At 65.4% G+C, this 25,905-nt stretch carries 27 protein-coding genes; 14 read left to right on the top strand and 13 right to left on the bottom strand.

The window, feature by feature from the left end; genetic code table 11:
• The first annotated feature begins 16 nt into the window (after positions 1-16).
• The 9 genes from AO684_RS17530 (at position 17) to AO684_RS17570 (ending at position 11,676) form a co-directional block, all read left to right on the top strand.
• Positions 17-1,615 (top strand): glucan biosynthesis protein, encoded by a 1,599-nt coding sequence (locus tag AO684_RS17530; protein ID WP_054304021.1) that lies wholly within the window; start codon positions 17-19, stop codon positions 1,613-1,615.
• On the top strand, positions 1,615-1,794 hold the full coding sequence (locus AO684_RS17535) for a hypothetical protein (protein ID WP_145693593.1): 180 nt from the start codon (positions 1,615-1,617) through the stop codon (positions 1,792-1,794). The genes AO684_RS17530 and AO684_RS17535 overlap by 1 nt, the downstream gene beginning before the upstream one ends.
• 3 nt (positions 1,795-1,797) lie before the next feature.
• Positions 1,798-3,588: a glucans biosynthesis glucosyltransferase MdoH gene (gene mdoH, locus AO684_RS17540; protein WP_054304023.1), complete on the top strand. Its 1,791-nt coding sequence runs from the start codon at positions 1,798-1,800 to the stop codon at positions 3,586-3,588.
• On the top strand, positions 3,575-4,720 hold the full coding sequence (locus AO684_RS17545; RefSeq protein ID WP_054304024.1) for an OpgC family protein: 1,146 nt from the start codon (positions 3,575-3,577) through the stop codon (positions 4,718-4,720). The genes mdoH and AO684_RS17545 overlap by 14 nt, the downstream gene beginning before the upstream one ends.
• 166 nt (positions 4,721-4,886) lie before the next feature.
• On the top strand, positions 4,887-5,522 hold the full coding sequence (locus AO684_RS17550; protein ID WP_229825329.1) for a TetR/AcrR family transcriptional regulator: 636 nt from the start codon (positions 4,887-4,889) through the stop codon (positions 5,520-5,522).
• A 5-nt stretch (positions 5,523-5,527) separates the two neighbouring features.
• Positions 5,528-6,703, top strand: coding sequence for an efflux RND transporter periplasmic adaptor subunit (locus AO684_RS17555; RefSeq protein WP_054304097.1), 1,176 nt, complete (start codon positions 5,528-5,530; stop codon positions 6,701-6,703).
• Positions 6,704-6,714: 11 nt separating this feature from the next.
• Entirely contained in the window at positions 6,715-10,026 is a 3,312-nt protein-coding gene (locus AO684_RS17560) for an efflux RND transporter permease subunit (protein ID WP_054304026.1), read from the top strand.
• Between the two features lie 97 nt (positions 10,027-10,123).
• A complete protein-coding gene (locus AO684_RS17565) occupies positions 10,124-10,693 on the top strand; it encodes a DUF4202 domain-containing protein (RefSeq protein WP_054304027.1) in 570 nt (189 codons plus the stop codon).
• Positions 10,690-11,676 carry an MDR family oxidoreductase gene (locus tag AO684_RS17570; protein WP_082401092.1) on the top strand — a complete coding sequence of 329 codons (987 nt, stop codon included), beginning with the start codon at positions 10,690-10,692 and terminating at the stop codon, positions 11,674-11,676. The genes AO684_RS17565 and AO684_RS17570 overlap by 4 nt, the downstream gene beginning before the upstream one ends.
• Before the next feature lie 15 nt (positions 11,677-11,691).
• Here AO684_RS17570 and dxs read toward each other — a convergent pair whose 3' ends face one another.
• Genes dxs through AO684_RS17600 form a run of 6 tightly spaced genes read right to left on the bottom strand, consistent with a single transcriptional unit; the run spans position 11,692 to position 16,943 of the window.
• Complete coding sequence (dxs, locus tag AO684_RS17575) at positions 11,692-13,605, bottom strand: 1-deoxy-D-xylulose-5-phosphate synthase (protein ID WP_054304028.1); 1,914 nt, start codon at positions 13,603-13,605, stop codon at positions 11,692-11,694.
• Positions 13,606-13,636: 31 nt separating this feature from the next.
• On the bottom strand, positions 13,637-14,506 hold the full coding sequence (locus AO684_RS17580; RefSeq protein WP_054304029.1) for a polyprenyl synthetase family protein: 870 nt from the start codon (positions 14,504-14,506) through the stop codon (positions 13,637-13,639).
• On the bottom strand, positions 14,503-14,742 hold the full coding sequence (locus AO684_RS17585; RefSeq protein WP_054304030.1) for an exodeoxyribonuclease VII small subunit: 240 nt from the start codon (positions 14,740-14,742) through the stop codon (positions 14,503-14,505). Before AO684_RS17585 ends, AO684_RS17580 begins: the two co-directional genes overlap by 4 nt.
• On the bottom strand, positions 14,742-15,674 hold the full coding sequence (locus tag AO684_RS17590; protein WP_235451315.1) for a histone deacetylase family protein: 933 nt from the start codon (positions 15,672-15,674) through the stop codon (positions 14,742-14,744). The genes AO684_RS17585 and AO684_RS17590 overlap by 1 nt, the downstream gene beginning before the upstream one ends.
• Before the next feature lie 58 nt (positions 15,675-15,732).
• A complete protein-coding gene (locus AO684_RS17595; protein ID WP_054304031.1) occupies positions 15,733-16,446 on the bottom strand; it encodes a response regulator in 714 nt (237 codons plus the stop codon).
• On the bottom strand, positions 16,443-16,943 hold the full coding sequence (locus tag AO684_RS17600) for a MarR family winged helix-turn-helix transcriptional regulator (RefSeq protein ID WP_054304032.1): 501 nt from the start codon (positions 16,941-16,943) through the stop codon (positions 16,443-16,445). The genes AO684_RS17595 and AO684_RS17600 overlap by 4 nt, the downstream gene beginning before the upstream one ends.
• Before the next feature lie 151 nt (positions 16,944-17,094).
• On the opposite strand from AO684_RS17600, the gene AO684_RS17605 reads away from it, so the two are divergent.
• Positions 17,095-17,961, top strand: a complete 867-nt coding sequence (locus tag AO684_RS17605; protein ID WP_054304033.1) for a branched-chain amino acid aminotransferase — start codon at positions 17,095-17,097, stop codon at positions 17,959-17,961.
• A gap of 104 nt (positions 17,962-18,065) precedes the next feature.
• Here AO684_RS17605 and AO684_RS17610 read toward each other — a convergent pair whose 3' ends face one another.
• The gene (locus AO684_RS17610; RefSeq protein ID WP_054304034.1) at positions 18,066-18,494 is read right to left on the bottom strand and encodes an organic hydroperoxide resistance protein; all 429 of its coding nucleotides are present in this window, start codon (positions 18,492-18,494) and stop codon (positions 18,066-18,068) included.
• Positions 18,495-18,600: 106 nt separating this feature from the next.
• Here AO684_RS17610 and AO684_RS17615 point away from each other — a divergent pair, with 106 nt between their 5' ends.
• Positions 18,601-19,038 carry a MarR family winged helix-turn-helix transcriptional regulator gene (locus AO684_RS17615; RefSeq protein ID WP_054304035.1) on the top strand — a complete coding sequence of 146 codons (438 nt, stop codon included), beginning with the start codon at positions 18,601-18,603 and terminating at the stop codon, positions 19,036-19,038.
• Here the strand turns inward: AO684_RS17615 and AO684_RS17620 are convergent.
• The 6 genes from AO684_RS17620 to AO684_RS17645 form a co-directional block, all read right to left on the bottom strand.
• On the bottom strand, positions 19,029-19,214 hold the full coding sequence (locus AO684_RS17620; RefSeq protein WP_054304036.1) for a hypothetical protein: 186 nt from the start codon (positions 19,212-19,214) through the stop codon (positions 19,029-19,031). The two genes, AO684_RS17615 and AO684_RS17620, sit on opposite strands and share 10 nt — an antisense overlap.
• A 60-nt stretch (positions 19,215-19,274) precedes the next feature.
• Positions 19,275-20,321 (bottom strand): tRNA epoxyqueuosine(34) reductase QueG, encoded by a 1,047-nt coding sequence (gene queG / locus AO684_RS17625; protein WP_235451316.1) that lies wholly within the window; start codon positions 20,319-20,321, stop codon positions 19,275-19,277.
• Positions 20,322-20,368: 47 nt separating this feature from the next.
• Positions 20,369-21,034, bottom strand: coding sequence for a glutathione S-transferase family protein (locus tag AO684_RS17630; RefSeq protein ID WP_054304037.1), 666 nt, complete (start codon positions 21,032-21,034; stop codon positions 20,369-20,371).
• A gap of 114 nt (positions 21,035-21,148) precedes the next feature.
• Positions 21,149-21,922, bottom strand: coding sequence for a DeoR/GlpR family DNA-binding transcription regulator (locus AO684_RS17635; RefSeq protein WP_054304038.1), 774 nt, complete (start codon positions 21,920-21,922; stop codon positions 21,149-21,151).
• A 55-nt stretch (positions 21,923-21,977) separates the two neighbouring features.
• Positions 21,978-22,757 (bottom strand): GFA family protein, encoded by a 780-nt coding sequence (locus AO684_RS22635; RefSeq protein WP_082401094.1) that lies wholly within the window; start codon positions 22,755-22,757, stop codon positions 21,978-21,980.
• Positions 22,747-23,205, bottom strand: coding sequence for a GAF domain-containing protein (locus AO684_RS17645; RefSeq protein ID WP_054304039.1), 459 nt, complete (start codon positions 23,203-23,205; stop codon positions 22,747-22,749). Before AO684_RS17645 ends, AO684_RS22635 begins: the two co-directional genes overlap by 11 nt.
• Positions 23,206-23,292: 87 nt before the next feature.
• Between AO684_RS17645 and AO684_RS17650 the strand changes: the two genes are divergently transcribed.
• From AO684_RS17650 to AO684_RS17660, 3 genes are all read left to right on the top strand, one after another.
• Positions 23,293-23,628: an STAS domain-containing protein gene (locus AO684_RS17650; protein WP_054304040.1), complete on the top strand. Its 336-nt coding sequence runs from the start codon at positions 23,293-23,295 to the stop codon at positions 23,626-23,628.
• 19 nt (positions 23,629-23,647) lie between these two features.
• Positions 23,648-24,070: an ATP-binding protein gene (locus AO684_RS17655; RefSeq protein ID WP_054304041.1), complete on the top strand. Its 423-nt coding sequence runs from the start codon at positions 23,648-23,650 to the stop codon at positions 24,068-24,070.
• 214 nt (positions 24,071-24,284) lie between these two features.
• Positions 24,285-25,862 (top strand): gamma-glutamyltransferase family protein, encoded by a 1,578-nt coding sequence (locus tag AO684_RS17660; protein ID WP_054304042.1) that lies wholly within the window; start codon positions 24,285-24,287, stop codon positions 25,860-25,862.
• Positions 25,863-25,905: the final 43 nt, after the last annotated feature.

Raw genomic sequence — 25,905 nt, forward strand, 5'->3', positions numbered from 1 at the left:
TCTTGGAATTCTTGCTATGCTGCCTGGCTCTTCGGCCGAGCTCACCCTCTCGCGCCGCGCTCTGATTCTCTCTGCTGCCTCGGGCGCCATCATGGCGGCTGCCGGTCGTGGTTTCGCACAGGAGGCTGCGACCCCCGCCCCAGATGCTGCGCCGCAGCAATTCAGCTTCGACATGCTGACGCGCCAGATGCAGGACCGGGCGGCCCTGCCCTATGCTGCGCCGGAAAAGATCAGCGGCTTCTTTGCCGGACTGAAGTATGATGACTATCGTCTGGTCAGCTTCGATCCGGAAAAGGCACGCTGGAACGATGACAAGGACAGCCAGTTCCAGCTTCATGCCTTCCCGATGGGCTGGCTGTTTGCCGAACCCGTGCGCCTTTACGAAGTGCGCGACGGCCACGCCAGCGAGATGGTGTTTACCACCGACGATTTCCGCTTCCTGAACGAACTGGCCGCCAAAGTGCCGCCGGGCGAGGTGATGCCGGGTGTCGCGGGCTTCCGCCTGCATTATCCGCTGAACCGGCTGGATGTGATGGACGAAGTGGTCGCCTTCCTTGGCGCCAGCTACTTCCGTGCCCTCGGTCAGGGATCGGCCTATGGCCTGTCGGCCCGGGGTCTGGCGCTGAACACCGCGACCGACACGGCCGAGGAATTTCCGCGCTTCTCTGCCTTCTGGATCGACCGTCCGGCGCCGGGCGCGCGCAGCGTCACGGTCTGCGCCGCGCTGGATTCGCCCAGCGTGACCGGGGCATACCGCTTCGTCATCACCCCCGGCGAGGAAACGGTGATGGATGTGACCGCGCGGCTGTTCTTCCGGGCCGATGTGGTGCAGCTTGGCGTGGCGCCACTGACCTCGATGTATCTGTTCTCGGAACGCAACCGTCACGCCTTTGACGATTACCGCCCGCAGGTTCACGACAGCGACGGCCTGCGCATTACCCGCGCCGATGGCGATGTGCTTTGGCGTCCGCTCAGCAACCCGCCCCGTCTGGCAGGTTCGCATTTCGCCGAAACGACCCCGCATGCCTTCGGTCTTCATCAGCGCGACCGAGAGTTCGCGCATTATCAGGATGCCGAAGCCCGGTACGAGCGCCGCCCCTCTCTGGAGGTGGAGCCGCTGGGGGACTGGGGCAAGGGCGTTGTCCGTCTGGTTGAGATCCCGTCGGACCTTGAGGTGAACGACAATATCGTCGCCTTCTGGGTGCCCGAAGGCTCGGTCAAGGCCGGGGACACGCGCGAATTTAACTACCGCCTGCGCTGGGGCAATCTGCCGGTCGAGGATCGGACCGATCTGGCGCATGTGCTGGAAACGCGGTCGGGTGTCGGCGGGGTTTCGGGGGTGGAAAGCGCCCAGAATACCCGCAAGTTCGTGGTGGATTTCACCGGCGATCCGCTGAACCCGCTGCCCGCTGACGCGCCGGTCGAGCCGGTCGTATCGGTCCATGGCGGCGAGATCGTCTCGCAGAGCTTCCAGCGTGTCTGGGGTTCTGACATCTGGCGGCTGGCGATGGATGTGAAGGCAGAAGAAGGGGCGACCGTGGAACTGGTTGCCCATGTTGCGGGTTTCGGAAGGAAGCTTTCGGAAACCTGGCTCTATCAATGGATCAACGCGTGATGCAAAACACCGCCCCCCTCTCCTCTGCCGAGGTCGAGCGTATGGTGCAGGCCATCGGCACACCTGTTTCGGCGCCCATGGTCATGCCCAAACAGATTCTCGAAGCGCCGCATGGCGGCCTCCTGCGCGGACTGATGCTGCGCCTGCACCTGCTGGCGTCGCCGCGTCAGGGGCTGTAACCCATGTCCGGCCCTGCGGGGCAACCCGGCGCCGCGCTGCCGCGCGCCGTTGCCGTTGTGCTCAGCCTCATCGCCGGGGCCGGGGCCTTCATGCTGTTTCTTCAGTTCGGCATGTCGGACGGGCTGGATTCCATCGATATCGCGCGGTCGGTCCTCATCTTCATTTCGACCTGGTGGCTGGCTTGGGGTGCAGTTCAGGGCCTCATGGGCCTGACAACACAGGCCGCCGCCCCTGCCCTGCCCGATGCACCGCTGACCGCGAAAGTCGCAGTTCTGGTGCCGGTCTATAACGAAGATCCGGTGGCCACCTTCTCGCGCGTGGCGGCGATGGACGAAAGCCTTCAGGCTACAGGACTTGGTCATCTGTTCCACATCGCCATCCTGTCGGACAGCCGGAACGAGGCGATTGCCGCGCGCGAACGCCTCTGGTTCCTGCGTCTGGTCGGGGATCGGGCGGCAGAAGGACGCATCTTCTATCGCCGCCGTGCCGATAACCGGGGCAAGAAGGCCGGGAATATCGAGGATTTCATCCAGAAATCCGGTGGGGCCTATGATTTTGCCCTGATCCTCGACGCCGACAGCCTGATGGAAGGCGCGACAATTGTGGAAATGGCCCGCCGGATGCAGGCTGCCCCCGATCTGGGTCTGCTGCAAACCCTGCCGGTGGTGACCCGCGCCGAAACCCGCTTCGGCCGCGCCATGCAGTTTTCCGCAGCCTTCCACTCGCCGGTCTTCGCGCGCGGGCTGGCAATGATGCAGGGTCGCACCGGGCCGTTCTGGGGCCATAACGCCATGGTCCGGGTCCGCGCCTTCGCCGAAAGCTGCGGTCTGCCGGAACTGCGCGGCAAGCCGCCATTCGGTGGCCATGTGATGAGCCACGATTATGTCGAGGCCGCGCTGCTGGCCCGTGCGGGCTGGCGCGTGCGGCTGGACGACGATCTGGGCGGGTCGTATGAGGAAGGCCCCGAAAACATCGTCGATCATGCGAAACGCGATCGGCGCTGGTGTCAGGGCAATCTGCAACACAGCCGCCTGCTGCTGGCGCCCGGCCTGAAACCCTGGAGCCGGTTCGTGTTCTTTCAGGGCATCATGGCCTATATCTCGCCGCTGTTCTGGATCGGCTTCATGGTCGCATCGGTTCTGGCGCCCTATTTCGCACCGCCGCCCGATTACTTCCCCGAACCCTACTGGCCCTTCCCGATCTTCCCGCAGGCTGAAACCTCCAAGGCCATCGGCCTTGCCATCGGTGTATTCGGCCTGTTGATCCTGCCGAAATTCGCCATCGCCCTGCATGCCTCGATGAGCGGTCGCGCCCGCAGTTTCGGTGGCGCCGCACGGGTCTTCGCTTCGGTCTTTGCGGAACTGTTGTTTTCCTCGCTCACCGCGCCGGTGCTGCTCGCCTGGCAGACGCGCAGTGTGTTTCAGGTGTTTCTGGGCCGCGATGGCGGCTGGCCCACCAACAACCGGGGCGATGCCACGCTGAGCCTCGGAGAGGCCTGGGCGGCAAGCCACTGGATCGTGATGACCGGCGCCGTGGCGCTGGCGGGCACCTGGGCCATGGCGCCCGGTCTGGTGGTCTGGATGCTGCCGGTGATCCTGCCGATGCTGGCCGCCCCGCTACTGCTGTCCTGGTCTTCGCGCCCCTCGCGCAGCGGTCTGTTCGTCACGCCCACCGATCTGGCCGAGCCCGCGGTGATGCAGCGCCAGCGCGAAATCCTTGCAATATGGGAGGGTGAAACCGCCCTTCCCAACGCCGCACTTGCCGGAACCGAACCTTCCCATGTCAGCGCCTGAACCCCGCGCCGCGCGCGATCCCCGGCTCGACGTGTTTCGCGGCCTGTGTCTGATGATGATCTTCATCAACCACACGCCCGGCACGATTTACGAGAATTTCACCACCCGGAACTTCGGCTTCTCCGATGCGGCAGAGGCGTTCGTGCTGATGTCGGGCATCGCTGCCGGGCTGGCCTATGGCAAGTATTTCGACCGCCCCGCCCCGTTCTGGGAAGGCGTCGGCCATATCTGGCGACGGGTCTGGACGCTGTATCAGGTGCATATCGTGACCACGGTGATTGCGCTTGGCATCTCGGCCGCGACGATGCTGTGGTTCGACGCGCCCGAGGCGATGCGCCTGCATGCGATCCGTTTCCAGTGGCAGAAACCGCTGGAGTTTCTGATCGGCATCCCGCTGCTGACCCATCAGATCGGCTATGCCAACATCCTGCCGCTGTATGCCGTTCTGCTGGCCTTCGCGCCGCTGACACTCTGGGCAGGGTTGCGCTGGCCGCGTGTGACCATGGCACTGTCGGTTGTGCTGTGGCTGGCGGCGGCAATGATCTACTTCAACATGCCCAACTATCCGATGGATGGCGGCTGGTTCTTCAATCCGTTCAGTTGGCAGGTGATCTTCACCGTCGGCTTGCTGAGCGGGATGGCCATTCGCCGGGGCGGCAGCTTCGTTCCGAAGCGGCGCTGGCTGATCTGGCTGGCGCTGGCATGGGTCGGTTTCGCGCTGGTCGCCTCGCTGGTCAAGCCGGTGTCGGATGCTTTCGGGCACATGCTGTATCTTGCCGCCGAGTATCTGCATTTCCACTGGATCTTCATTTCCTTCGACAAGACCTTCCTCGCCCTGCCCCGGCTGAGCCATGCGCTTGCACTGGCCTATCTGCTGGCCTGCTGGCCGCTGGTGCGGCAACTGGCGGCGCATCGGGCAGCCGCGCCTTTCGCGCTTCTGGGGCGCAACGGGCTGGCGGTGTTCGGGCTGGGCGTCGTGCTGTGCTATGCCGCGAACGGGGTGAAGCTGGTCCTGCCGCAGAGCTTTGCACTGGATACCGCGATCATCGGTGGCGGAATTGGGCTTATGCTGCTGCTCGCCTGGTCGAAAGAGGCCTGGCGCCGCGCCGAAAAACGCGCCCGCCTGACCTGATCCCCCTGCAAAACGTGACAGGAACGCCGCAGAAACGGGCAAACCCGTATCTGCGGCGTTCTTTTCAGCATGAAAAATTCAACGCCAGTTGACGCAAGACAGAACTTGCCTCATCTGATGAATGAACATTCACTCGCGACAGGCGGCCCCCGCCGGAGATTCCCTGATGACAAGCCCCCGTATGGCCCTTGCCACGGCCGCGCGTCCGCGCGAGGCCGAAATTCTTGACAGTATCCGCCAGACCTTTGCCGAAAAGGGGTTCGACGGCGCCTCGATGCAGGATCTGGCCCGCGCGGCGGGGATGAGCGTCGGCAATTTCTATCGCTACTTCCCGTCCAAGGCCGCGATGGTCGAGGCTATCGTGACCCGCGATCTGGCCGAGGTTGAGGAAAAGTTCACCAGCATCGCCGCCGCAGCCGATCCGCTGGCCGCGCTGCGCTGCGGGCTGCACCAGCATATCGAGGAAGAATGCTCGGGCTGCGACGACGGCCCGCTCTGGGCCGAAATCACCGCCGCCGCGCTGCGCAAACCGGAAATCGGCGCGGTTGTGCAGAAGATGGAAAGCGAAATTCGCGGCTATCTGCTGTCGGCCTTCGCCATGATTGCCGGAATGCCGCGTGACGAGGCCGAACGCCACTTTGCTGCCCATTCCGCCATGGTGGTGATGCTGGTGAAGGCTGCGGCGATCCAGGCACAGGCCGGGGACCAGGTCAGCGCCGGACGGACTGAACTGAATGAATTGGTAAAACGTATGATCGACGCGGTTCTGGCCGAAGTGGCTGCCGCGAAGTCGAAGGATTGATGAAAATGCGTCATTTCGCTGTCAGCCTGATAATGGCCGCAACTCTGGCCACGCCCGGTGCTTCGCGGGCCGAAGAACCCGTGGCCGCCACGGAAACGGCAAAACCTGCCCTGCCCGCAATCACCGTCTCCGCCGTCGCCCGCCGCGATCTGCGCGACCGGGTGATTGCCGGAGGGCTGGTTGGCGCCGTGGAAGAGGTAATCGTACAGCCGCTGATCGAGGGCCAGCCCATCGAGACGCTGGAGGCTGAGGTCGGCGATTACGTCGAGGCCGGTCAGGTACTGGCCACGCTGTCGCTGACCGCGCTGGAATTGCAGCGCAGCCAGTTGAAGGCCGGGCTGGCCTCGGCACGCGCGACTGTGGCGCAGGCGGAGGCACAGGTGCTGGAGGCCCAATCCTCGGCGGATGAGGCGGGGCGTGTCGCCGCCCGCACCGCCGCGCTGAAGGATCGCGGTCAGGCCAGCACCGCCGCCAACGATCAGGCGCAGGCCGCCGCCGTTTCCGCCACCGCCCGTGTCACGGTCGCCCGGCAATCGCTGGAGGCCGCGCGCGCCCAGGTCGAACTGGCCGAGGCGCAGCTTGCCAATATCGACCTGAACCTGACGCGCACCAAGGTCGTCGCGCCGGTCGCGGGCGAGGTGCTGGCCCGCAATGCGCAGGTCGGTGCGGTGGCCAGCGCCGCCGGGCAGCCGATGTTCGTGCTTATGAAGGATGGGGCGCTGGAACTGCGCGCCGACATCGCAGAGGCCGATCTGGTGCGTCTGCAACCGGAGATGAGCGCCGAAATCCGCACTGTCGGCGCGACCGGCGCCCTGCGTGGCACCGTCCGGCTGGTGGAGCCCGGCGTGAATACGGCGACCCGCCTCGGGACCGCGCGCATCACGCTGGACAATGCCCGCACCGTGCGGTCCGGCATGTATGCCGATGCCGAAATCCTGCTGGCCGAGCACGAGGCGCTGGCCGTCCCGGTCAGCGCCGTGGGCTCCGGCCCTGAGGGCGCGACGGTCATGGTGGTGAAGGATGGCACTGTCACCCGCACGCCGGTGGAAACCGGCATCCGCGACAATGGCTGGGTCGAGATCGTCTCGGGCCTGACGGAGGGCGATCAGGTGGTGATCAAGGCCGCCGCCTTCGTGCGCGACGGCGACCGCGTCAATCCCATCGCCGCCGTGACGCAGTAAGGAGGGCCGCGATGAACTTCTCCGCATGGGCGATCCGAAATCCGGTCGCGCCGCTTCTGGCCTTCTTCATGCTCATGGTGCTGGGCTGGCAAAGCTTCAACAGCCTGCCCATCACCCGCTTCCCCAATATCGACGTGCCGCTGGTTGCGGTGGTGGTGGCTCAGCCCGGAGCCGCCCCCGCCGAGATGGAAACGCAGGTCACCAAAGAGGTGGAGGATGCCGTCTCGGGCATCTCGGGGGTGAAGAACGTCACCTCCACCATCACCGACGGCAATTCGCAAACGCTGGTCGAGTTCCGCATGGAAGTGCCGACCGACAAGGCCGTGCAGGATGTGAAGGACGCCATCGACAAGATCCGCGGTGATCTGCCCGGCGATGTTGAGGCTCCCATCGTCAGCCGCATCGACGTGGAAGGCCAGGCCATCTTGACCTTCGCCGTTTCCGCGCCGAACATGACGATGGAGGAACTGTCATGGTTCGTCGATGACACCATCACCCGCTCGCTTCAGGGCCGTCCCGGCGTCGGTAAGGTTGATCGTTTCGGCGGAGCCGACCGCGAAATCCGCATCGAGCTGGACCCCGTGCGGCTGGGCAGCTACGGCATCACCGCGCAGCAGGTGAGCCAGCAACTGCGGCTGACCAATGCCAATCTGGGCGGCGGCCGGTCAGAACTCGGCACCAGCGAACAGGCGATCCGCACGCTGGGCAATGCCGATACCGTGGCACGACTGTCCAATACCACCATCGCCGTCGGCGGCGGGCGCCATGTGCGGCTGTCGGACCTTGGCACGATCAATGACACCTACGAGGAGCTGCGGTCGTTCTCCAAGTTCAACGGCGATCAGGTGGTGACCTTCGCGGTGTTCCGCGCCAAGGGCGCCTCCGAGGTTTCGGTGGCCGAGGTGGTGAACAGCACGCTGGACGAAGTGCGGGCGAAGCACCCGGATGTTGGCATCTCGCTGGTGGATGACACGGTCTATTACACCTACGGCAACTACGAAAGCGCGCTGCATACGCTGATCGAAGGCGCGCTGCTGGCGGTGCTGGTGGTCTTTGCCTTCCTGCGCAACTGGCGTGCCACGATGATCGCGGCGGTGGCGCTGCCGTTGTCGGCGGTGCCCACCTTCTATGTGATGGACCTGCTGGGCTTCTCGCTGAACCTCGTGAGCTTCCTTGCCATCACGCTTGCCACGGGCATTCTGGTCGATGACGCCATCGTGGAGATCGAGAATATCGCGCGACACATGAGGATGGGCAAATCGCCCTATCGCGCCTCAATCGACGCGGCGGATGAAATCGGCCTCGCCGTCATCGCCACCACTTTCACCATCATCGCGGTCTTTGTCCCGGTCAGCTTCATGCCCGGCATTCCGGGGCAGTATTTCCGGCAATTCGGCCTGACGGTGGCGATTTCGGTGCTGTTCTCGCTGCTGGTCGCGCGGCTGATCACGCCGATGATGACCGCCTATCTGATGCGGTCCAAAGATGCCGCAGGCCATGACGATGCGCATGGTGATGGCTGGTTCATGCGGCAATATCTGCGGCTGGTGCGGCTTTCCACCAGTGGCGGGCTGTTCACCCTGCGGTCAGGCCACCACCTTGTGCCGGCCCGCTATATCACGCTGGTAACAGGCATTCTGGTTCTGGTCATATCTGTCCACTTCATGCTGCAAGTCCCCGGCAGCTTCATGCCGCCCGAGGATGTCAGCCGCGTTGCCATCAGTGTCGAACTGCCGCCCGGCTCGACGCTGGAGGATACCGAGCAGAAGACCGACGAGATGGTGGCCCGCATCCGCGATATCGAAGGGGTGGCGAATGTCTTTGTCCTTGGCGGGTCGTCGCCGACCGGCGATCTGGACATCCGCCGTGCCTCGGTCACCGTGCTTCTGGAAAAGCTGGATCATTCGCTGCTTTACAAGCTGTCGCAGATCGGGAACAGCATTCCCGGTCTGGCGGCCATCGTGCCGGATGTGGAAAGCCACGGCCGCACCGTGCCACAGAACGAGATCGAGGCCGAAATCTTTGCCCGGCTGCATGACGTGCCCGATATCCGTGCCTTCAAGCTGAATGACCGGGGGGAGCGCGATCTGTCGTTCTCGATCCTGTCGGACAACGAGGATGACCTGAACCTTGCAGTCGCCCGGCTGGAGGCCGCCCTGTCGGCCGAACCGCTGCTGGCCAACGTCGCCTCGGAAGGTGCCCTTCCCCGGCCCGAATTGCAGATCGAGCCGAAGCTGGAAGAGGCCGCGCGTCTGGGCGTGACCACCTCGGCCATCGCGGGTGTGGTGCGGGTGGCGACCATTGGCGATGTGGATGCGGCGCTGGCGAAGCTTTCCATCGACAACCGGCTGATCCCGGTGCGGGTGCGGCTGGATGATGCCAGCCGGGGCGATCTGGCGCAGCTTGCGGCGCTTGGCGTGCCCACGGCATCAGGCGCGACGGTGCCGCTGGGGGCGGTGGCCGACATCCGTATCGCGGAAGGCCCGTCCATGGTGGACCGCCTGAATCGCGAACGCCGCGCCACCATCGGCGCCAACCTGCCGGTCGGTGTGGCGCTTGGCACTGCATCGGAACGCTTCAAGGCAATCACCGACAGCGTCGATCTGCCGCCCAGCGTCCGCGTGGCGGAATCGGGCGATGCCGAGATTCAGGCTGAACTGATGCAAAGCTTCGGCAATGCGATGATCATGGGCCTGATGCTGGTTCTGACCGTGCTGATCCTGCTGTTCGGCTCGGTCATCCAGCCCTTCACCATCCTGCTGTCGCTGCCGCTTGCCATCGGCGGCGTGGCGGCGGCGCTGATCCTCACAGGCAATGCGCTGTCGATGCCGGTGATGATCGGGATGCTGATGCTGATGGGCATCGTGACCAAGAACGCCATCCTGCTGGTGGATTTCGCCATCGAGATGCGCAATCGCGGGATGGATCGGTTCCAGTCGGTCATCGAGGCCGGACACAAGCGGGCGCAGCCCATCGTGATGACCTCCATCGCCATGTCGGCGGGCATGATGCCCTCGGCGCTGGGGGTGGGCGAAGGTGGCGCCTTCCGCGCGCCCATGGCCATCGCGGTGATCGGCGGCATCATCATGTCCACGGTGCTGAGCCTTGTCGTGGTGCCCGCTTTCTTCCTGATCATGGACGACTTGTCGCGCCTGCTGGCCCGGCTGGCCCGTCTGCTGATCGGTCCGAAGGAGGCCGAGCCCGAAGTGCTGAGCCCCGAGGCGATGACGAAAGAGCTGACCGATCTCGAATCCCGGCTCTCGCATCTGGAGGCGAAGCGCCCGCCGCCTGACAGCAAGCCCAAGCTGATCGTGGCCGAATGACACCGGAAGCGCCGCCCTTCGGGGCGGCGTTTGCTTTTGCCCGCCCTTGCATCCCCTGCCCCGCCGTCGCAGGATCGCGGCAAAGGGGAGGGATGCGATGGGCAATCTGACAGCCGCGCTGGCCGCAATCGACGCGGCGAATGCTGCCGATCCGACGCAGGAAGACGGCCAGCCGGCCGCGCTGCTTTACGGCGAAAGGATGAGCGCGGAACTGGCCCGCCAGTATCCCGATGCCCCGGACATCCTGCAAATCGCGGCACGCGGGCAACATGTGGAACGCTGGCTGCTGCCCCGCTCCGACTACCCCGAGGGCAAAACAGGCTATCTGAACTGGCGCCGCGAACAGGGCCGCCGCCACGCGGAACGCGTCGCCGGAATCATGGCGGAGGCGGGCTATGACCGTGATGCGCAGGACCGCGTGGGTGTTCTGCTGCGCAAGGAAGGCATCAAGCGCGACGCCGAAGTGCAGGCTTTGGAGGATGTCATCTGTTTCGTCTTCCTGCGCCACTATTTCGCGCCCTTCGCCGCAAAACACGCGCCGGAGGCCGTGCGCGATATCGTGGCCAAGACCGCGCGCAAGATGTCGCCCCCCGCACGGGCGCGTGCGCTGGAGAAATTTAAACTGCCACCGGATCTGGCAGCGGCCGTAAGGGAGGCAGAGGCATGAGCATCGACCAAGGCAAGGCGCTGATCGCGCGGGCGGGCGAAGGCAAAAGCTATACCGTGGGGGTGGAAACCCTGACGCTGGCTGACTGGCCCGAAGGTGTGCCGATCCGCGTTGCCCATTCGGCACTGAACTACAAGGATGCGCTGGCCATCACCGGCCGCGCCCCGATCATCCGCAACTTCCCCATGGTTCTGGGTATCGACCTTGCGGGCGAGGTGCTGGAAGACAGCGGGCGTTTCAAGGCCGGTGAAAGAGTGCTGGTCAACGGATGGGGCCTGTCGGAAACCCGCTGGGGCGCCTATTCGCAACTGGTGCGCATGCCGGACGAAATCGTGCAGCCCCTGCCCGCCGGGTTCAGCACCGAACAGGCCATGCAGATCGGCACCGCTGGTTATACGGCCATGCTCTGTGTCATGGCACTGGATGATCACGGGCTGCAACCGGGCCGCGATGCGGTGCTGGTCACCGGCGCTTCGGGCGGGGTTGGCTCGGTCGCGGTCAGCCTGCTGGCGCGGCGCGGCTATCACGTCATCGCGGTTTCGGGGCGCCCCGAGCAGGCGGGTTTCCTGCAAGAGCTTGGCGCCGCCGAGGTGCTGAGCCGCGACGCAATTTCCTCTGGCGGCCGCCCGATGGCAAAAGAGCGTTGGGCGGGCGTGGTGGATGTGGCAGGCGGGCCGATGCTGGCCGATGCCATTGCGCAGACCCGGTATGACGGCATCGTCGCGGCCTGCGGCATGGCGGGCGGCGGGTCACTGGCAACCACGGTTTACCCGTTCATCCTGCGTGGCGTCACGCTGCGCGGCGTCGATTCTGTCATGGTGCCCATGGCACGGCGTGAGGCCGCCTGGGCACGGCTGGAAGCCGAACTGGATCGTGGACTGCTGGCGCGCCTGTCCTCGACCCGGCAGTTTGACGAATTGCCGACGCTGGGCGCAGACCTGCTGGACGGCCGCCTGCACGGTCGTATCGCCATCGCGCTGTAAAGACGGGCGGGCCGCTCAGGCCCGCTTCGCCACAACAGCAATGCCCAGCGTTTCCAGCACCTTCGCCTCGATCTGCGGGGCGTTCATGCCTGCAACCGCATACATCGCCTCGGGGCTGGCCTGGTCGATGAACGTATCGGGCAGCACCATGGAGCGGTATTTCAGCCCCCGGTCAAACACGCCCTCCTCGGCCAGCAATTGTGCCACATGGCTGCCGAAACCGCCGATGGCTCCCTCTTCCACCGTGATCAGCGCCTCGTGATGCTTGGCGAGTTGCAGGATCAACTCACGATCCAGTGGCTTGGCAAACCGCGCATCGGCCACGGTGCAGGCGATGCCGCGCGCCGCCAGCGCCTCGGCCGCGCGCATCACTTCCGCCAGACGGGTGCCGAAGGACAAGAGCGCCACGCGTCCACCCTCGCGGATCAGCCGCCCCTTGCCGATCTGCAAGGGCTGACCCCGCTCGGGCATTTCCAGCCCGACACCCTCGCCGCGCGGATAGCGGAAGGCGCTGGGGCCTTCGTCATAGGCTGCCGCTGTGGCAACCATGTGCACAAGCTCCGCCTCATCCGCCGCCGCCATCACCACGATGCCGGGCAGATTGGCAAGAAAAGCCACGTCGAACGACCCGGCATGCGTGGCGCCATCGGCCCCTACCAGACCGGCGCGATCGATGGCAAAGCGCACGGGAAGGCGCTGGATCGCCACGTCATGCACGACCTGATCGTAACCGCGTTGCAGGAAGGTGGAATAAAGCGCGCAGAACGGCTTCAGCCCGCCCGCCGCCAGACCGGCGGCAAAGGTCACAGCATGCTGTTCGGCGATGCCCACGTCGAAACAGCGCTTCGGAAAGCGTTCGGCGAACAGGTTCAGCCCGGTGCCATCCGGCATCGCCGCCGTCACCGCGACGATCTTGTCATCCCGCGCTGCTTCGTCCACCAGTGCCTGCGCGAAAACCTTAGTATAGCTGGGCGCATTGGACTTCGCCTTGACCTGCACCCCGGTCAACACATCGAATTTCGCCGTGGCATGGCCCCTGTCCGCCGCCGCCTCGGCCGGGGCATAGCCCTTGCCCTTCCTGGTGATCACATGAAGAAGCATCGGCCCGGTCGCCCGCGCTTTCACCGTGCGCAGCAGCGGCAGAAGCTGGTCGAGGTCATGCCCGTCGACCGGCCCGACATAGCTGAACCCCAGTTCCTCGAACAACGTCCCGCCGACCGTCATGCCCTTGAGCATTTCCTTCGCCCGCCGCGCGCCTTCCTGAAACGGTTCGGGCAGCAGGCTGACCATGCCCTTGGCGGCCTGTTTCAGTTCCTGAAACGGAGCCTCGGCATAAAGCCGCGACAGATAAGACGACAGCGCCCCCACCGGGGGGGCGATGGACATTTCATTGTCATTCAGGATGACGAACAGCCGCTTCTTCAGATGGCCAGCGTTGTTCATCGCTTCGAAGGCCATGCCTGCGCTCATCGAGCCGTCGCCGATCACCGCGATGGCATCGCCCGGATCGCCGCCCAGATCGGCCGCCGCCTTGAAACCCAGCGCCGCGCTGATGGAGGTCGAGCTATGCGCCGCCCCGAACGGATCATAGGGGCTTTCGCTGCGCTTGGTGAAGCCCGACAGGCCGCCTTCGGTCCGCAGGGTGCGGATGCGGTCACGCCGCCCGGTCAGGATCTTGTGCGGATAGCACTGATGCCCCACGTCCCAGATCAGCTTGTCGCGCGGCGTGTCGAACACGGCATGCAGCGCCACGGTCAGTTCCACCACCCCCAGCCCTGCGCCCAGATGGCCGCCGGTTTCCGACACCGCGCTGATCGTCTCGGCCCGCAGTTCATCGGCAAGCTGGCGCAATTCACGGTCGCTCAGCGCCTTCATGTCGGCAGGCAGGCGCACGCGGTCCAGAACGGGGGTCTTCGGTCGGTCGGTCATGGCAGCCCTTTGGCTCAGGCGTAGGGGGGCGTCAGCTTTGCCGCGAGATAACGAAGCGCGCCGCCGCGATCAAGGCAGCGGCCCGCTCACCATAGGGGGAAACTGCGGCTTCCGCCTCGGCAATCAAGTCACTTGCGCGATTTTTCGCGCCTTCCAGCCCCAGAAGCGAAACGAAAGTGGCCTTGCCAGCGCCCGCATCCTTGCCGACGCGCTTGCCCGTCGCCGCTTCGTCGCCCTCGACATCCAGAATATCGTCGGCGATCTGGAAGGCGAGGCCCAGAGCCGTCGCATAGGCGCGCAGCCGCGCGGGGTCGGCCCCGGCAAGCACCGCGCCCGCCTCGGCAGAAAAGCAGATCAGCGCGCCGGTCTTGCCGGCTTGCAGTCGGGTGATCTCGGGCAGGGTCAGCGGCGTGGCAGCGGTTTCAGCGGCGATATCCAGCGCCTGTCCCAGCACCATGCCCTCGGCGCCGCTGGCGCGCGCCAGCCCCGCCACCAGCGCCAGCCGCCGGTCAGGCGCCCCGAGCGCCGGGTCACACAGCAGTTCAAACGCCAGCGTCTGAAGCGCATCGCCCGCCAGCACCGCCGTCGCCTCGTCCCATTTCACATGGACGGTCGGCAGGCCGCGGCGCAGGTCGTCATCATCCATGCAGGGCAGATCGTCATGGATCAGGCTATAGGCATGCAGCGCCTCGACCGCCGCCGCCGCCGTAACCGCAGCCTCTGGCGCAATGCCATGCAGCCGGGCCGATTCCAGCACCAGAAAGGCGCGCAGCCGCTTGCCGCCCTGCACCGCATAGCGCATGGCCTGCACCACCGGCACATCGTCCTGCGTGGCCAGCGCCGCATCCAGCCGCGCCTGCACCAGCGCGGCATCCTGTTTCAGCAGGTCGGGAAAGGTCACAGCCCCTCCGCCGGTGCGGTTCCGGTGGCGCGGCCTTCCTGCGCGCGGATCATCTCGACCTTTTCTTCCGCCACGCGCAGCTTGTCGGCGCAATGCGCCTTCAGCTTCGCGCCGCGTTCGTAAAGCGCGATCGACTGTTCCAGCGCCACATCGCCGCGCTCAAGCTGCGTCACCACACCTTCCAGCGCGGCCATCGCCTCTTCAAAGCTCATCTCGGCAATCGGTTTGTCGGTCATCAGGCTCTCCGCATCATCTCATCGACATGGGCGGCAACAGAGGCGCCCAGCGCGGGCAGATCATAGCCGCCCTCCAAGGCGGATACCACCCGCCCGCCACAGACCTGATCCGCCAGATCGCAGATCGCAGCGGTGAGCCAGCGGAAATCCTCCACCTCCCATTCCAGACTGGCGAGAGGATCATCCGCATGGGCATCGAACCCGGCGCTGACAAGGATGAGGTCGGGGGCGAAATCGCGTACCCGCGCCAGCGCAGGGGCCCAGACCGCCCGCATCGCCGCCCCGCCCGAACCCGCGCGCAGCGGCAGGTTCACCACCTGTCCATGTGCGCCGGTTTCCCGCGCGGCCCCCGTGCCGGGATAAAGCGGCATCTCGTGGCTGGAGACAAACATCGCGCGCGACTCGTCCCACAGCAGATCCTGCGTGCCATTGCCGTGATGCACGTCGAAATCCAGCACTGCGACACGAGAGAGACGGTGATGATCCAGCGCCCGTTTCGCCGCGATGGCAACGCTGCCGAACAGGCAAAACCCCATGGCCCGCGCGGTTTCGGCATGATGGCCGGGCGGACGGCAGGCGATGAAGGCGCGCTTCGCCTCGCCCACCAGCACCGCATCGACCGCCGCACAAACCCCGCCCACCGCGCGCAGCGCCGCCGTCAGCGACCCCGGCGCCAGCCAAGTGTCACCATCCAGCATTGACCAGCCGTCCGCAGGCACCGCCGCCTCGACTTGAGCGACATATCCCGCCGGGTGACAGCGCAACACCTCGCTCCGCCCGGCCAGCGGGGCCGCGCGGCGGTCGAGATCGAACCCGGCCAGGGCCCGTTCAACCGCCATCAGCCGCGCCGCCTGCTCCGGGTGACCCGGCGGTTCGGCATGGCCCAGGCAGTCCTCATGGCTGAACAACAGCATACGCCCGATGTCGGTCATTTTCTGTCCTCAAGTATCCCGGAGGTCAGGGGACACAGCCCCCGAGACCGGGCGCGGATCAATCCGGCTGAAGCATATAGCCCGCGCCGCGCACGGTTTGCAGATAGCGCGGCTGCTTCGGGTCGACCTCGATCTTGCGGCGCAGCCGGGTGATCTGCACATCCACCGCGCGTTCCTGCGCCTTTTCGGCACTGTCCGCCTCGGTCGTGCCCAGATCGCCCACCAACGCCTCGCGGCTGACCGGCTCGCCGGGGCGGGCAGCGAATATCCGCATAAGCTGCGCTTCGGTCGCGGTCAGCCGCACCGGCTCGTCCCCGCGCCACAATTCACCGCGCTCCGGGTCATAGCGCACCGCGCCCAGATGCAGCACCTTGGGCACCGCCACTTCGGGCCGTGCCGCCGGCACCCGGCGCAGAATGGCGTTGATCCGCAGCAGCAGTTCCTTCGGCTCGAACGGCTTCACCAGATAGTCATCCGCCCCGGCCTCCAGCCCCTCGATCCGGTTGGCGCTTTCGCCCTTGGCCGTCAGCAGCAGGATCGGCACCCCGCTTTTCGCCCGAAGATCGCGGGTCAGCGCAATGCCATTCTCGCCCGGCATCATCACATCCAGCACGATCAGGTCGAACTCCAGCCCGCCCAGCAGCCGCCGCGCCTGTGCCGCATCCCGCGCCACGCTGACCAGAAAGCCGTTGCGGATGAGGAATTTCTGCAAAAGCCCCCGGATGCGTTCGTCATCATCAACGACCAGAAGATGCGCTTGCGGTTCGGTCATGCCCCGCCCTCCTTCAAGGTCTGATACTGCCGCCGCTGGTCGGGGTCCATCATCGCCTCCAGCACCTGACGGAAGCCCTGCACCGCCACCGGCCCCGCCGCGCGGTAAGCCGCCCGCATCCGTGCCCGCTGCGCATCGGACAATTCGCGCTCCAGTTCCGCGCCCTTGACGGTCAGGAACAGATGCCGCTCGCGCTTGTCCTCGCGCCCGACGCGGCTTTCCACCAGCCCGTCGTCGATCAGCGTGCGCAACACCCGGTTCAGGCTTTGCTTGGTCACACCGAGGATCGACAGCAGGTTGTTCACCGTCGTGCCCGGGCTGCGATGGATGAAATGGATCGCCCGGTGGTGCGCCCGCCCGTAATCCATCCCGTCCAGAATGCGGTCGGGATCAGCCGTGAAGCCGCGATAGGCGAAGAACATCGCCTCAATCCCCTTGCGCAGCTGCTCGTCGGTCAGAAACAGCAGGCTTTCGCCACCCGATGCCGGCTCACTCATCACGGCTCCCCCTCACTTCGGTGCGAAGTTACGTCAGCCTTGTTGACTTTCCAAGATGCAACTGTTAGCGAAACGCAGTTTTTACGCAACTTTATGTCCACAGCGGGCCAAAGTGGCGCAACTTTTGGAAAATGGCCCTGAGGAGGCTTCGATGGCTGGCTATGATGACCGCGATGGCAAGATCTGGATGGATGGCAAGCTGGTGGAATGGCGCGACGCCAATGTCCACATCCTGACCCATGCACTGCACTATGCCTCGTCGGTATTCGAGGGCGAGCGGTGCTATAACGGCAAGATCTTCAAATCGACCGAACATTCGCAGCGCCTGCTGAAATCGGGCGAGCTGCTGGATATGCCGGTGCCCTATACGGTCGAACAGCTGAATGCCGCCAAGGACGAGGTGCTGGCCGCCAATGGCCTGACGGATGCCTATGTGCGCGCGCTGGCCTTCCGGGGCGCTGGCGAGGAAATGGGAGTGGCGAGCCTGGGCAATCCGGTGCGCGTTGCCATCGCCTGCTGGAGCTGGGGCGCCTATTACGGCGACGCCAAGATGAAGGGCGCCAAGCTCGACATCGCCAAGTGGAAACGCCCCTCGCCCGAAACGATCCCCACTGCCGCCAAGGCCGCCGGGCTCTACATGATCTGCACCATGTCAAAGCATGCGGCACAGGCCAAAGGCTGCTCTGACGCGCTGTTCTTTGACTATCGCGGCTATGTGGCCGAGGCGACGGGGGCCAATATCTTCTTTGTCAAGGATGGCGAAGTGCATACGCCGCTGCCCGATGCGATCCTGAACGGCATCACCCGCCAGACCGTCATCGGGATGCTGCGCGCGAAAGGCATCACCGTGCACGAACGCCATATTCAGCCTTCGGAACTGGAAGGCTTCCAGCAATGCTGGCTGACCGGCACCGCCGCCGAGGTTACCCCCGTCGGCCAGATCGGCGATTATATGTTCGAGGTGGGCGCCCTGACCCGCGATATCGCCACCGAATACGAGGCGCTGGTCCGGGCCTGAGGGAGGAAGGGCGTTCTGCCGCGCTGCGATGCACGCGCCTCCCCCCAAGGATATCTGCAACAAGGCGAAAGGCCCGGCCCTATCAGGAGCCGGGCCTTTTCACATCAGGCCAGAATGGTCACCACATGAACATTGCCCTTGATTGCATTCGAATAGGGGCAGATGAAATGCCCGCGCTCGACCATGCGCTGCGCGACCTGGCGCTCCACCCCCGGCAGATGAACCGTCAGGGTCACCGCGATCCCAAAGCCACCTTCGGCGCGCGGTCCGATACCGACCTCGGCCTGAACCGTCGCTTCCGCCGGAACCTCGCCAATCTTCTCGTTGCTGGCAGCGAACCGCAGGGCGCCCAGATAGCAGGCCGCATAACCCACTGCGAAAAGCTGTTCCGGGTTATTGCCCTTACCCTCGCCCCCCATTTCCTTCGGCACGCTCAGCGTGACACCCAGCGCACCGTCCAGCGTGGCGGACTGCCCGTTGCGACCACCGCCCTTGGCTTCGGCGGCGGTGCGGTAAACGATCTCTTTGACCATCTTCTCTCTCCATTTCTATCTTACACGATAATATCGCGCAAGATACATGCTTCGGACGATGCGTCAATCCCTTGCGATTTAATCGCGCACGATTTACATTTACGGAATGACCCAGCCCCTCCCGCTCTCGCAGCTTCTGTGCTTCGCTCTGTATTCCGCCAGCCACGCCGTTCAGGCGAGCTACAAACCCCTGTTGGATCGCATGGGGCTGACCTACCCGCAGTTCCTCGTACTGACGCTTCTATGGGAAACCGATGATCAGCCGATGTCCCGGCTTGCGCAAGCGCTGCAACTGGAAAGCAATACGCTGACCCCGATGCTCAAACGCATGGAGTCAGCGGGCTTTCTGACCCGCAGCCGCGACGCGCAGGATGAGCGTCAGGTGCGGCTGCGGCTGACCGAAAAGGGCCTGGGCCTGCGGGCAGAGGCGACAGAAATCCCGGCCTGTTTTCTGGCGCAAAGCGGCCTTGACCCCACGACGATCCGGTCTCTGACCGACGAGATCGCGACACTGCGGGACAGGTTGCGCGCGGCTCAGACCTGATCGCCGCGGTCAATCCGCAGGTATTCGGCGGCGCGGCGGTTCGCCACGGGCTTCTCGGTGGGGCGCCGGCGCAGCCCGTCCCACAGCTTCTCGCTGCCATCATGGTCGATACGCAGGAACTGCCGGGTCCGCCCGCCGTCCGAGGGCTTGCGCTTGTCTGCAAGGTGCTTGCTCATGGCCATCTCCTCCGGTTGCCTTAAGGCAATATAGGACCGAATCGGTCCCTTCCCAACCCCTCAGCACCGCGAAAGGCGATCAACCGCCCAGGCGGCGGCCTCGGCCACAACGGGATCCGGGTCTGCAAGCAGGGCACTGGCGGCCCCGCGCAGCGCGACCTCACCCGAATTCCCGATAGCATAGAGGACATTGCGCACGAAACGGTCCCGCCCGATCCGCTTGATCGGGCTGCCCGCGAAACGCGCACGAAACGCAGTGTGATCCAGCGCCGCCAGTTCCGCAAGCTCGGGGGCGCCAACGCGTGGCTGATAGCCCGCGTCCCGCGCCGCCTGCGCGAACTTGTTCCACGGGCAAACCGCCAGACAATCATCGCAGCCGTAAATCCGGTTGCCCATCAGGGCGCGCAAATCCGGCTCCACCGGCCCTTTGTGCTCGATCGTCAGATAGGAAATGCAGCGCCGCGCATCCAGCTGATAGGGCGCGGGGAAAGCGCCGGTCGGGCAGATGTCCAGACAGGCACGGCACGATCCGCAATGGCTGACCTCGGCCACGTCCTTCGGCAGATCCAGCGTGGTGAAGATTGCGCCCAGAAAGAACCAGCTGCCCAGATCACGCGCCAGCAGGTTGGTATGCTTGCCCTGCCATCCCAGACCCGCAGCCTGCGCCAGCGGCTTTTCCATCACCGGCGCGGTATCGACGAAAACCTTGATCTCGCCCCCCGCCTGGTCCAGCAGCCAGCGCCCCAGCCGCTTCAGCCGCCGTTTCACCAGATCATGATAATCCTTGCCCTGCGCATAGACGCTGATCGCCGCCCTTTCGCGCTGCGCCAGCACCGCCAGCGGATCAACCTCGGGCGTATAAACCTCGGCCAGCATGATCACCGATCGCGCCTCAGGCCAAAGCGCCGCCGCCGACCCGCGCCAGCCCTCGCGCTCGGCCATCCAGCCCATCTGCCCGTGCCGTCCGGCGGCCAGAAACGTCCGCAACCGCCCGGCCGCTTCGGGCACGGCATCCGGCGCGCAGATCCCGGTCTTGGAGAAACCCTCCTCCACCGCCCGCGCGACCAGACGGTCCTTCAGCACCGAAGGCTCCATGCCCTTGCTCATTGCCCAAATACTCCGGGGGTCCGGGGGCTGGCCCCCGGCGGCCGGGTTCAGAAATCCAGATCGGCGTAATGACCGGGCTGAGTGAAGCCGGGCACCTGATCCGCCAGCAGGGTGCGGAAACTCGGCCGGGATTTCAGCTTTACATACCAGTCCTTCACCACCGCATGCCGGTTCCAGTCGACATCCGAGATATAGTCCAGACAGCTCAGATGCGCGGCAGCCGCGAAATCGGCCAGCGTCATGCTGTCGCCCGCCAGCCAGCGGCGCTGATCAAGGAGCCACGCCATGTAATCGAGGTGATACTTGATCCGGCTCGCTCCGAACTTCACCGCCTTGCTGTCGGGGTAACCCGTGCCCTGCACCTTGCGGTTCACCCGTTCATACAGCAGCTTCGAAGTCACCTCGTTGTGGAACTTGTCGTCAAACCAGTTGCACAGGCGGCGCACCTCATAGCGCGCGTCCACATCGCGGGGCATCAGCGCGGGCGTCGGATAGGCCTCTTCCAGCCATTCGCAGATCGCCTGGCTTTCGCTCATCAACCGGCTTTCCATCCGCAGCACCGGCACCTTGCCTGCCGGGTTGCGGCGCAGGAAATCGGGTTGCTGCTCCCAGTAACGCTCCTCGACCAGCTCCACCTCAATCCGTTTCTCCGCAAGGGTCAGGCGGACCTTGCGGCAAAAGGGGGAAAGAGGAACGTGATACAGTCGGTTCATGATGCGGTCCGGGGTCTGGTCCCCCCGGTGATATCGCCCTCCGCGCAGGGGATCAATGCCACATGGCCTGCTTTGCGGGCTCGCCCGCGCGCCCGGCGGCCTGCCGCGCGCGCCTCACCCGGCAGATTGCACAGCCACATGCACCTCGGTGCCCCAGTCGCGGCAGCGCTGCATCAGCGCCTCTGGCAGCGGGCGGTCGATGAAGATCGCGTCGATATCGGCAAGGCTCGCCAGCCGGGCCGGGGCCGAACGTTCCAGCTTCGACGCATCGGTAACCAGATAGACCCGGCGCGATTGCCGAATGATCGCCTTCGAAACCCGGACCTCGTTCAGGTCATAGTCCAGCAGGTCGCCATCAGGGTCGAGCGCCGAGATGCCGATGACACCGTAATCGACCTTGAACTGCTCCATGAACTGCGAGGTCAGCTCCCCCACCAGCCCGCCATCGGACCGTCGCAGCGCGCCGCCCGCCACCATGATCTCGCACGAGGGGTTGGCCACAAGGATATTGGCCACGTTCATGTTGTTGGTGACAACGGTGATTTCGCGGTGGTGCAACAATTCGCGGGCCACCGCCTCGGTCGTGGTGCCCAGGTTGAGGATCATCGAGCAATTGTCGGGGATCGCCTGCGCGCAGGCCCGGCCAATCGCGGATTTGGCGCCCCCATGCATCCCGCGCCGCTCTTCATAACCGATATTGCTGACCCCGGCCCGGATGACCGCCCCGCCATGAACCCGGTCCAGATGCCCGGCCTCGGCGAGTTCCGTCAGGTCGCGGCGGATGGTTTGCAGCGTCACGCCAAAGCGTTCGGCCAGGGTTTCGACCACCACGCGGCCTTCGCTGCGCGCGATGGCCAGAATTTCGGTCTGCCGGAAACTCAGCGCCACGGGCACCCTCTTGGTTTGCTGTCGTTCCGCACTGTCTGCGGCGCGGGGCGGCGCGTCAAGGCTCGGCCCCTGCGAACTGCGGCACGGCATCGTCGAGGCTGTAGTAGTCGCCCCGCTCGGCCACGAAGATATGCGCGGCCAGTTTCCCGCCGGTCGGCCCGTCCACCGCACCGGCCTCGACCGAAAACGCGCCATCGGCGGCCCGGAACCACAGGCTTGACCCGCAGGAGCGGCAGAAGCCGCGTGTGCCACCCGCCGCGCTGCGGTATTCCGCCAGCCCGTCACGGCGCTGCCAGTGGACACTCTGCTCGGACACATCGAAACTGGCGCTGAAGTGACCCGAAGCCTTGCGGCATTGCACGCAATGACAGGCGGTGATCGGCCCGGAGGGTGCGGGCAGGTCAAGGACGCAGTCACCGCACAGGCACGAGGCTTTCAGGCGGGCGCCCGGCGTCGCAGGTGCGGCGGTGCTTTCGGCATAATAGTCGCCGCCATCTTCGGTGAAGATATGCGCCTCGGTCTGCAAGCCGGTCGCAGTTTCCAATGCGCCAGGTGAAAAGGATATCCGCGCTTCGCCCTCGGGCTGCCAGAACAGCGCAGCCCCGCAACCGCCGCAATGCCCGCGACGCGCCGTCGGGGAGGAGCGGTACCAGACAAGCCCATCCGCCCGGATCAGCCGGAACCTCTCGTGTGGCACCGAGGATGCTGCCCAGTAATGCCCCGAGGTCTTGCGGCACTGGGTACAATGACAGGCGACCACATCGCGCAGCGGCGTTTCCACCTCAAAAACCACCGCCCCGCACAGGCAGGCGCCACGGTGAACCTCATTCGGCATGGCGGAACACATCCTCCAGAATCGTCGTCAGATGACGGACATCGGTTTCGGTGAAGGCCGCCTCGGTATTGCTGTCCAGATCCAGCACCCCCAGCAGGCGCCCCGCCCCGTTGCGCACCGGCATCACCAGCTCCGACCGGGTGGTGGACGAGCAGGCGATATGATCGGGGAAGGCCTCGACATCCGGCACAAGCTGCACCTCACCCGTCCGTGCCGCCGCGCCACAGACCCCGCGGCTGAACGGTATCACCAGACAGCCATGCCCGCCCTGATAGGGACCGATCTTCAGAAGCTCGGGCCCGGTCACGCGGTAGAACCCGGTCCAGTCCGACAGAGGATGCCCGTGATGCAACTCGCAGACCACCGTCGCCATCAGCGCCACGGTATCGGTTTCACCCGCGCATAATGCCGCGATGCTGCGCGCGAGTTCTGAATAGTCGGGTGTCATCGGGCCTCCTGAAATTGCCGGCTGGCGCTTACCGGATGCTAACGAACGCGCCGTAACCTGCAAGCCATCGACAGAAGGAAGCGGAACATGAACCTGTATGCAAGGGAACTGGCGGACACCCTGGTGGTCGAGGTGGGCGCAGACCGGATCGACGCTGCCTGCGCGATCCAGTTCAAGGATGCGATGCGCGAACTGGCGGGCCGGGCGGGGACGCGCGTGCTGATCGACATGTCGCGCGTGCGGTTCCTCGACAGTTCCGGCCTCGGTGCCGTGGTCGCCGTGATGAAACTGCTTGGTCCAGACCGACGGCTGGAACTTGCGGGACTGACCCCCGCCGTGGACAAGGTGTTTCGTCTGACCCGGATGGACAGCGTTTTCCTGATCCACCCCGATCTGCCCGCCGGATTGAGGGAGGCGGGCTGATACGGGATGCCGCAATCGCATGTCTGATCCTGCCCCGATCTGCCTGCGCATCACCGCAACCCCGGTCGAAGTGCGTGCGGCCCTGACCGGCCTGATGGCCCGGCCCGACCTGACCGGCGACAGCGATTTCCGGCAGCGCCTGGAAATCGTTCTGGCCGAAATACTGAACAACATCGCCGAACATGCCTATCCCGCCGCACCAGGGCGGATCGGGCTATGTCTGTCTCCCGGTGCAACGGGCATGATCTGTCAGGTGATCGATTACGGCCTGCCGATGCCGGGGCTTGCCGCCCCTGCGGGCCACCCGCCCCCCATGACGGAGGCAAACCTGCCGGAGGGCGGCTTTGGCTGGTTCCTGATTCGCAGCCTTTGCGCCGGGTTGACCTATCGTCACCGCAACGGTCAGAACGATCTGACACTGATCGTGCCGTGGCATCAATGAGCGCACAGGGGGCGCATTGCCTGTCCGGCGGAAAAAATGCCGGAATGCCGCCACAATCTTCGCCCAAAAGCGCCGCAGCATTCTGCCAACAACGCGGTGTAGCTGCACAAGGCTTCCCTCGGCGCTGTGAGAAAGCCCCCACCCAGATCGCGGCGCCGAGGCTCTTCCCCTTCCTGTTCGCGCGCCCTAACCTCGCTGCAAAGCGGAGGGTCAGATGCGTGATTTTCAGAAACCCGGACGATCGGCAGTACTGGCCAGCAATGGCGTCTGTGCCACCTCGCATCCGCTGGCGGCGAAGGTCGCCCTGGATGTATTGCAATCCGGGGGCAATGCCGCCGATGCGGCCATCGCCGGGGCGGTGCTGCTGGGTATTTGCGAACCGCAGATGACCGGGATCGGCGGCGATTGCTTCATCCTGATGAAGCCCGCCGGGGAAGAGCGGGTGATCGCGCTGAATGGCTCGGGCGCCGCGCCGGCAGGCCTGTCTGCCGATGCCCTGCGCGCCAGAGGGCTGACGGTCATGCCAATTCACGGCATTGACGCCGTGACGTTGCCCGGCGCGATGGATGCCTTCTGCCGGCTCAGCGCCGATTGGGGCCGGATCGGGCTGGCCGAGGCGCTTGCCCCCGCCATCCGCTATGCCGAGGAAGGTGTGCCGGTCGCCCCGCGCGTCGCTTTTGACTGGGCCACAGATGCGGCGGTTTTGCAGGGCGAGGCGCGGCGGCACTTCCTGCTGGACGGCGGTGCCCCGAAAATCGGTCAGATCTTCCGCGCGCCCGGTCAGGCCGAGGTTCTGCGCCGCGTTGCCCGCGAGGGGAGGGCCGGGTTCTACGAGGGCGAAGTTGCCGAAGACATGATCGCCTCGCTGAATGCGCTGGGCGGGCCGCATACGATGGACGATCTGGCCGAGGTGCGAAGCTTCTATACCGATCCGGTCGCCGCCCCCTACAAAGGCGCCGAGGTGATCGAACATCCGCCAAATGGCCAGGGCGCGACAGCGCTGCTGCTGTTGAACATCCTGTCGCATTTCGATCTGCCCGCCATGGCCTCCTTCGGGGCCGCCCGCGCCCATATCGAGGCAGAGGCCGCGAAGCTCGCCTATGACGCACGCAACCGTTTCCTGGCCGACCCCGACCATACGACACGGCTGGCACATATGCTGGCGCCCGAAACCGCGGCCCGGCTGGCGGCGCTGATCGACCCGCGCCGCGCCAGTGCCAACCCTGCGGCCCTGGCCGAGGCGGTTCACAAGGACACGGTTTATATCACCGTGGTGGACCGCGACCGCATGGCGGTTTCGCTGATCTATTCGATCTTCTGGGGCTTCGGGGCGGGGCTTGCCTCCACCAAATTCGGCATCAATTTCCAGAACCGCGGCGCGGGCTTCAGCCTGACACCGGGCCACCCGAACGAGGCGGCGGGTGGCAAGCGCCCGATGCACACGATCATCCCCGGCATGCTGGCCGAAAGCGGCCGCGTGACCATGCCCTTTGGCGTCATGGGCGGCGCCTATCAGCCTTGCGGCCATGCCCGGCTGGTCACCAACCTGCGCGACTACGGGATGGAGCTGCAGGAGGCTATCGACGCCCCGCGCTGCTTCACTACGCCGGAAGGATTCACGCTGGAGCGCGGCTATGATCCGGCGGTTGCTGCCGAACTGGCCGGGATGGGGCATGCGGTTCAGACGGCCGAAGAGCCGATCGGCGGCGCGCAGGCCATTCTCATCCACCCCTCGGGCGTTCTGGAAGGCGCGTCAGACCCGCGCAAGGACGGCTGCGCCCTGGGGTATTGAAAGCTCTGGGGTATGAACCTGACCGGAACCAGCGGGACCGCCC

This window comes from Gemmobacter sp. LW-1 (genome assembly GCF_001303875.1).
GTDB lineage: Bacteria > Pseudomonadota > Alphaproteobacteria > Rhodobacterales > Rhodobacteraceae > Gemmobacter > Gemmobacter caeni.

What these genes read in the sequence shown, in the direction of transcription:
- AO684_RS17595 (WP_054304031.1), bottom strand. Translation starts at nt 16,446, where the DNA reads ATGACCGAACCGCAAGCGCATCTTCTGGTCGTTGATGATGACGAACGC.
- AO684_RS17615 (WP_054304035.1), top strand. Translation starts at nt 18,601, where the DNA reads ATGACCCAGCCCCTCCCGCTCTCGCAGCTTCTGTGCTTCGCTCTGTAT.
- AO684_RS17585 (WP_054304030.1), bottom strand. Translation starts at nt 14,742, where the DNA reads ATGACCGACAAACCGATTGCCGAGATGAGCTTTGAAGAGGCGATGGCC.
- AO684_RS17610 (WP_054304034.1), bottom strand. Translation starts at nt 18,494, where the DNA reads ATGGTCAAAGAGATCGTTTACCGCACCGCCGCCGAAGCCAAGGGCGGT.
- AO684_RS17645 (WP_054304039.1), bottom strand. Translation starts at nt 23,205, where the DNA reads ATGACACCCGACTATTCAGAACTCGCGCGCAGCATCGCGGCATTATGC.
- AO684_RS17565 (WP_054304027.1), top strand. Translation starts at nt 10,124, where the DNA reads ATGGGCAATCTGACAGCCGCGCTGGCCGCAATCGACGCGGCGAATGCT.
- AO684_RS17550 (WP_229825329.1), top strand. Translation starts at nt 4,887, where the DNA reads ATGACAAGCCCCCGTATGGCCCTTGCCACGGCCGCGCGTCCGCGCGAG.
- AO684_RS17530 (WP_054304021.1), top strand. Translation starts at nt 17, where the DNA reads ATGCTGCCTGGCTCTTCGGCCGAGCTCACCCTCTCGCGCCGCGCTCTG.
- AO684_RS17545 (WP_054304024.1), top strand. Translation starts at nt 3,575, where the DNA reads ATGTCAGCGCCTGAACCCCGCGCCGCGCGCGATCCCCGGCTCGACGTG.
- AO684_RS17655 (WP_054304041.1), top strand. Translation starts at nt 23,648, where the DNA reads ATGTCTGATCCTGCCCCGATCTGCCTGCGCATCACCGCAACCCCGGTC.
- mdoH (WP_054304023.1), top strand. Translation starts at nt 1,798, where the DNA reads ATGTCCGGCCCTGCGGGGCAACCCGGCGCCGCGCTGCCGCGCGCCGTT.
- AO684_RS17600 (WP_054304032.1), bottom strand. Translation starts at nt 16,943, where the DNA reads ATGAGTGAGCCGGCATCGGGTGGCGAAAGCCTGCTGTTTCTGACCGAC.
- AO684_RS17630 (WP_054304037.1), bottom strand. Translation starts at nt 21,034, where the DNA reads ATGAACCGACTGTATCACGTTCCTCTTTCCCCCTTTTGCCGCAAGGTC.
- AO684_RS17650 (WP_054304040.1), top strand. Translation starts at nt 23,293, where the DNA reads ATGAACCTGTATGCAAGGGAACTGGCGGACACCCTGGTGGTCGAGGTG.
- AO684_RS17620 (WP_054304036.1), bottom strand. Translation starts at nt 19,214, where the DNA reads ATGAGCAAGCACCTTGCAGACAAGCGCAAGCCCTCGGACGGCGGGCGG.
- AO684_RS22635 (WP_082401094.1), bottom strand. Translation starts at nt 22,757, where the DNA reads ATGCCGAATGAGGTTCACCGTGGCGCCTGCCTGTGCGGGGCGGTGGTT.
- AO684_RS17570 (WP_082401092.1), top strand. Translation starts at nt 10,690, where the DNA reads ATGAGCATCGACCAAGGCAAGGCGCTGATCGCGCGGGCGGGCGAAGGC.
- dxs (WP_054304028.1), bottom strand. Translation starts at nt 13,605, where the DNA reads ATGACCGACCGACCGAAGACCCCCGTTCTGGACCGCGTGCGCCTGCCT.
- AO684_RS17660 (WP_054304042.1), top strand. Translation starts at nt 24,285, where the DNA reads ATGCGTGATTTTCAGAAACCCGGACGATCGGCAGTACTGGCCAGCAAT.
- AO684_RS17590 (WP_235451315.1), bottom strand. Translation starts at nt 15,674, where the DNA reads ATGACCGACATCGGGCGTATGCTGTTGTTCAGCCATGAGGACTGCCTG.
- AO684_RS17605 (WP_054304033.1), top strand. Translation starts at nt 17,095, where the DNA reads ATGGCTGGCTATGATGACCGCGATGGCAAGATCTGGATGGATGGCAAG.
- AO684_RS17560 (WP_054304026.1), top strand. Translation starts at nt 6,715, where the DNA reads ATGAACTTCTCCGCATGGGCGATCCGAAATCCGGTCGCGCCGCTTCTG.
- queG (WP_235451316.1), bottom strand. Translation starts at nt 20,321, where the DNA reads ATGAGCAAGGGCATGGAGCCTTCGGTGCTGAAGGACCGTCTGGTCGCG.
- AO684_RS17555 (WP_054304097.1), top strand. Translation starts at nt 5,528, where the DNA reads ATGCGTCATTTCGCTGTCAGCCTGATAATGGCCGCAACTCTGGCCACG.
- AO684_RS17535 (WP_145693593.1), top strand. Translation starts at nt 1,615, where the DNA reads ATGCAAAACACCGCCCCCCTCTCCTCTGCCGAGGTCGAGCGTATGGTG.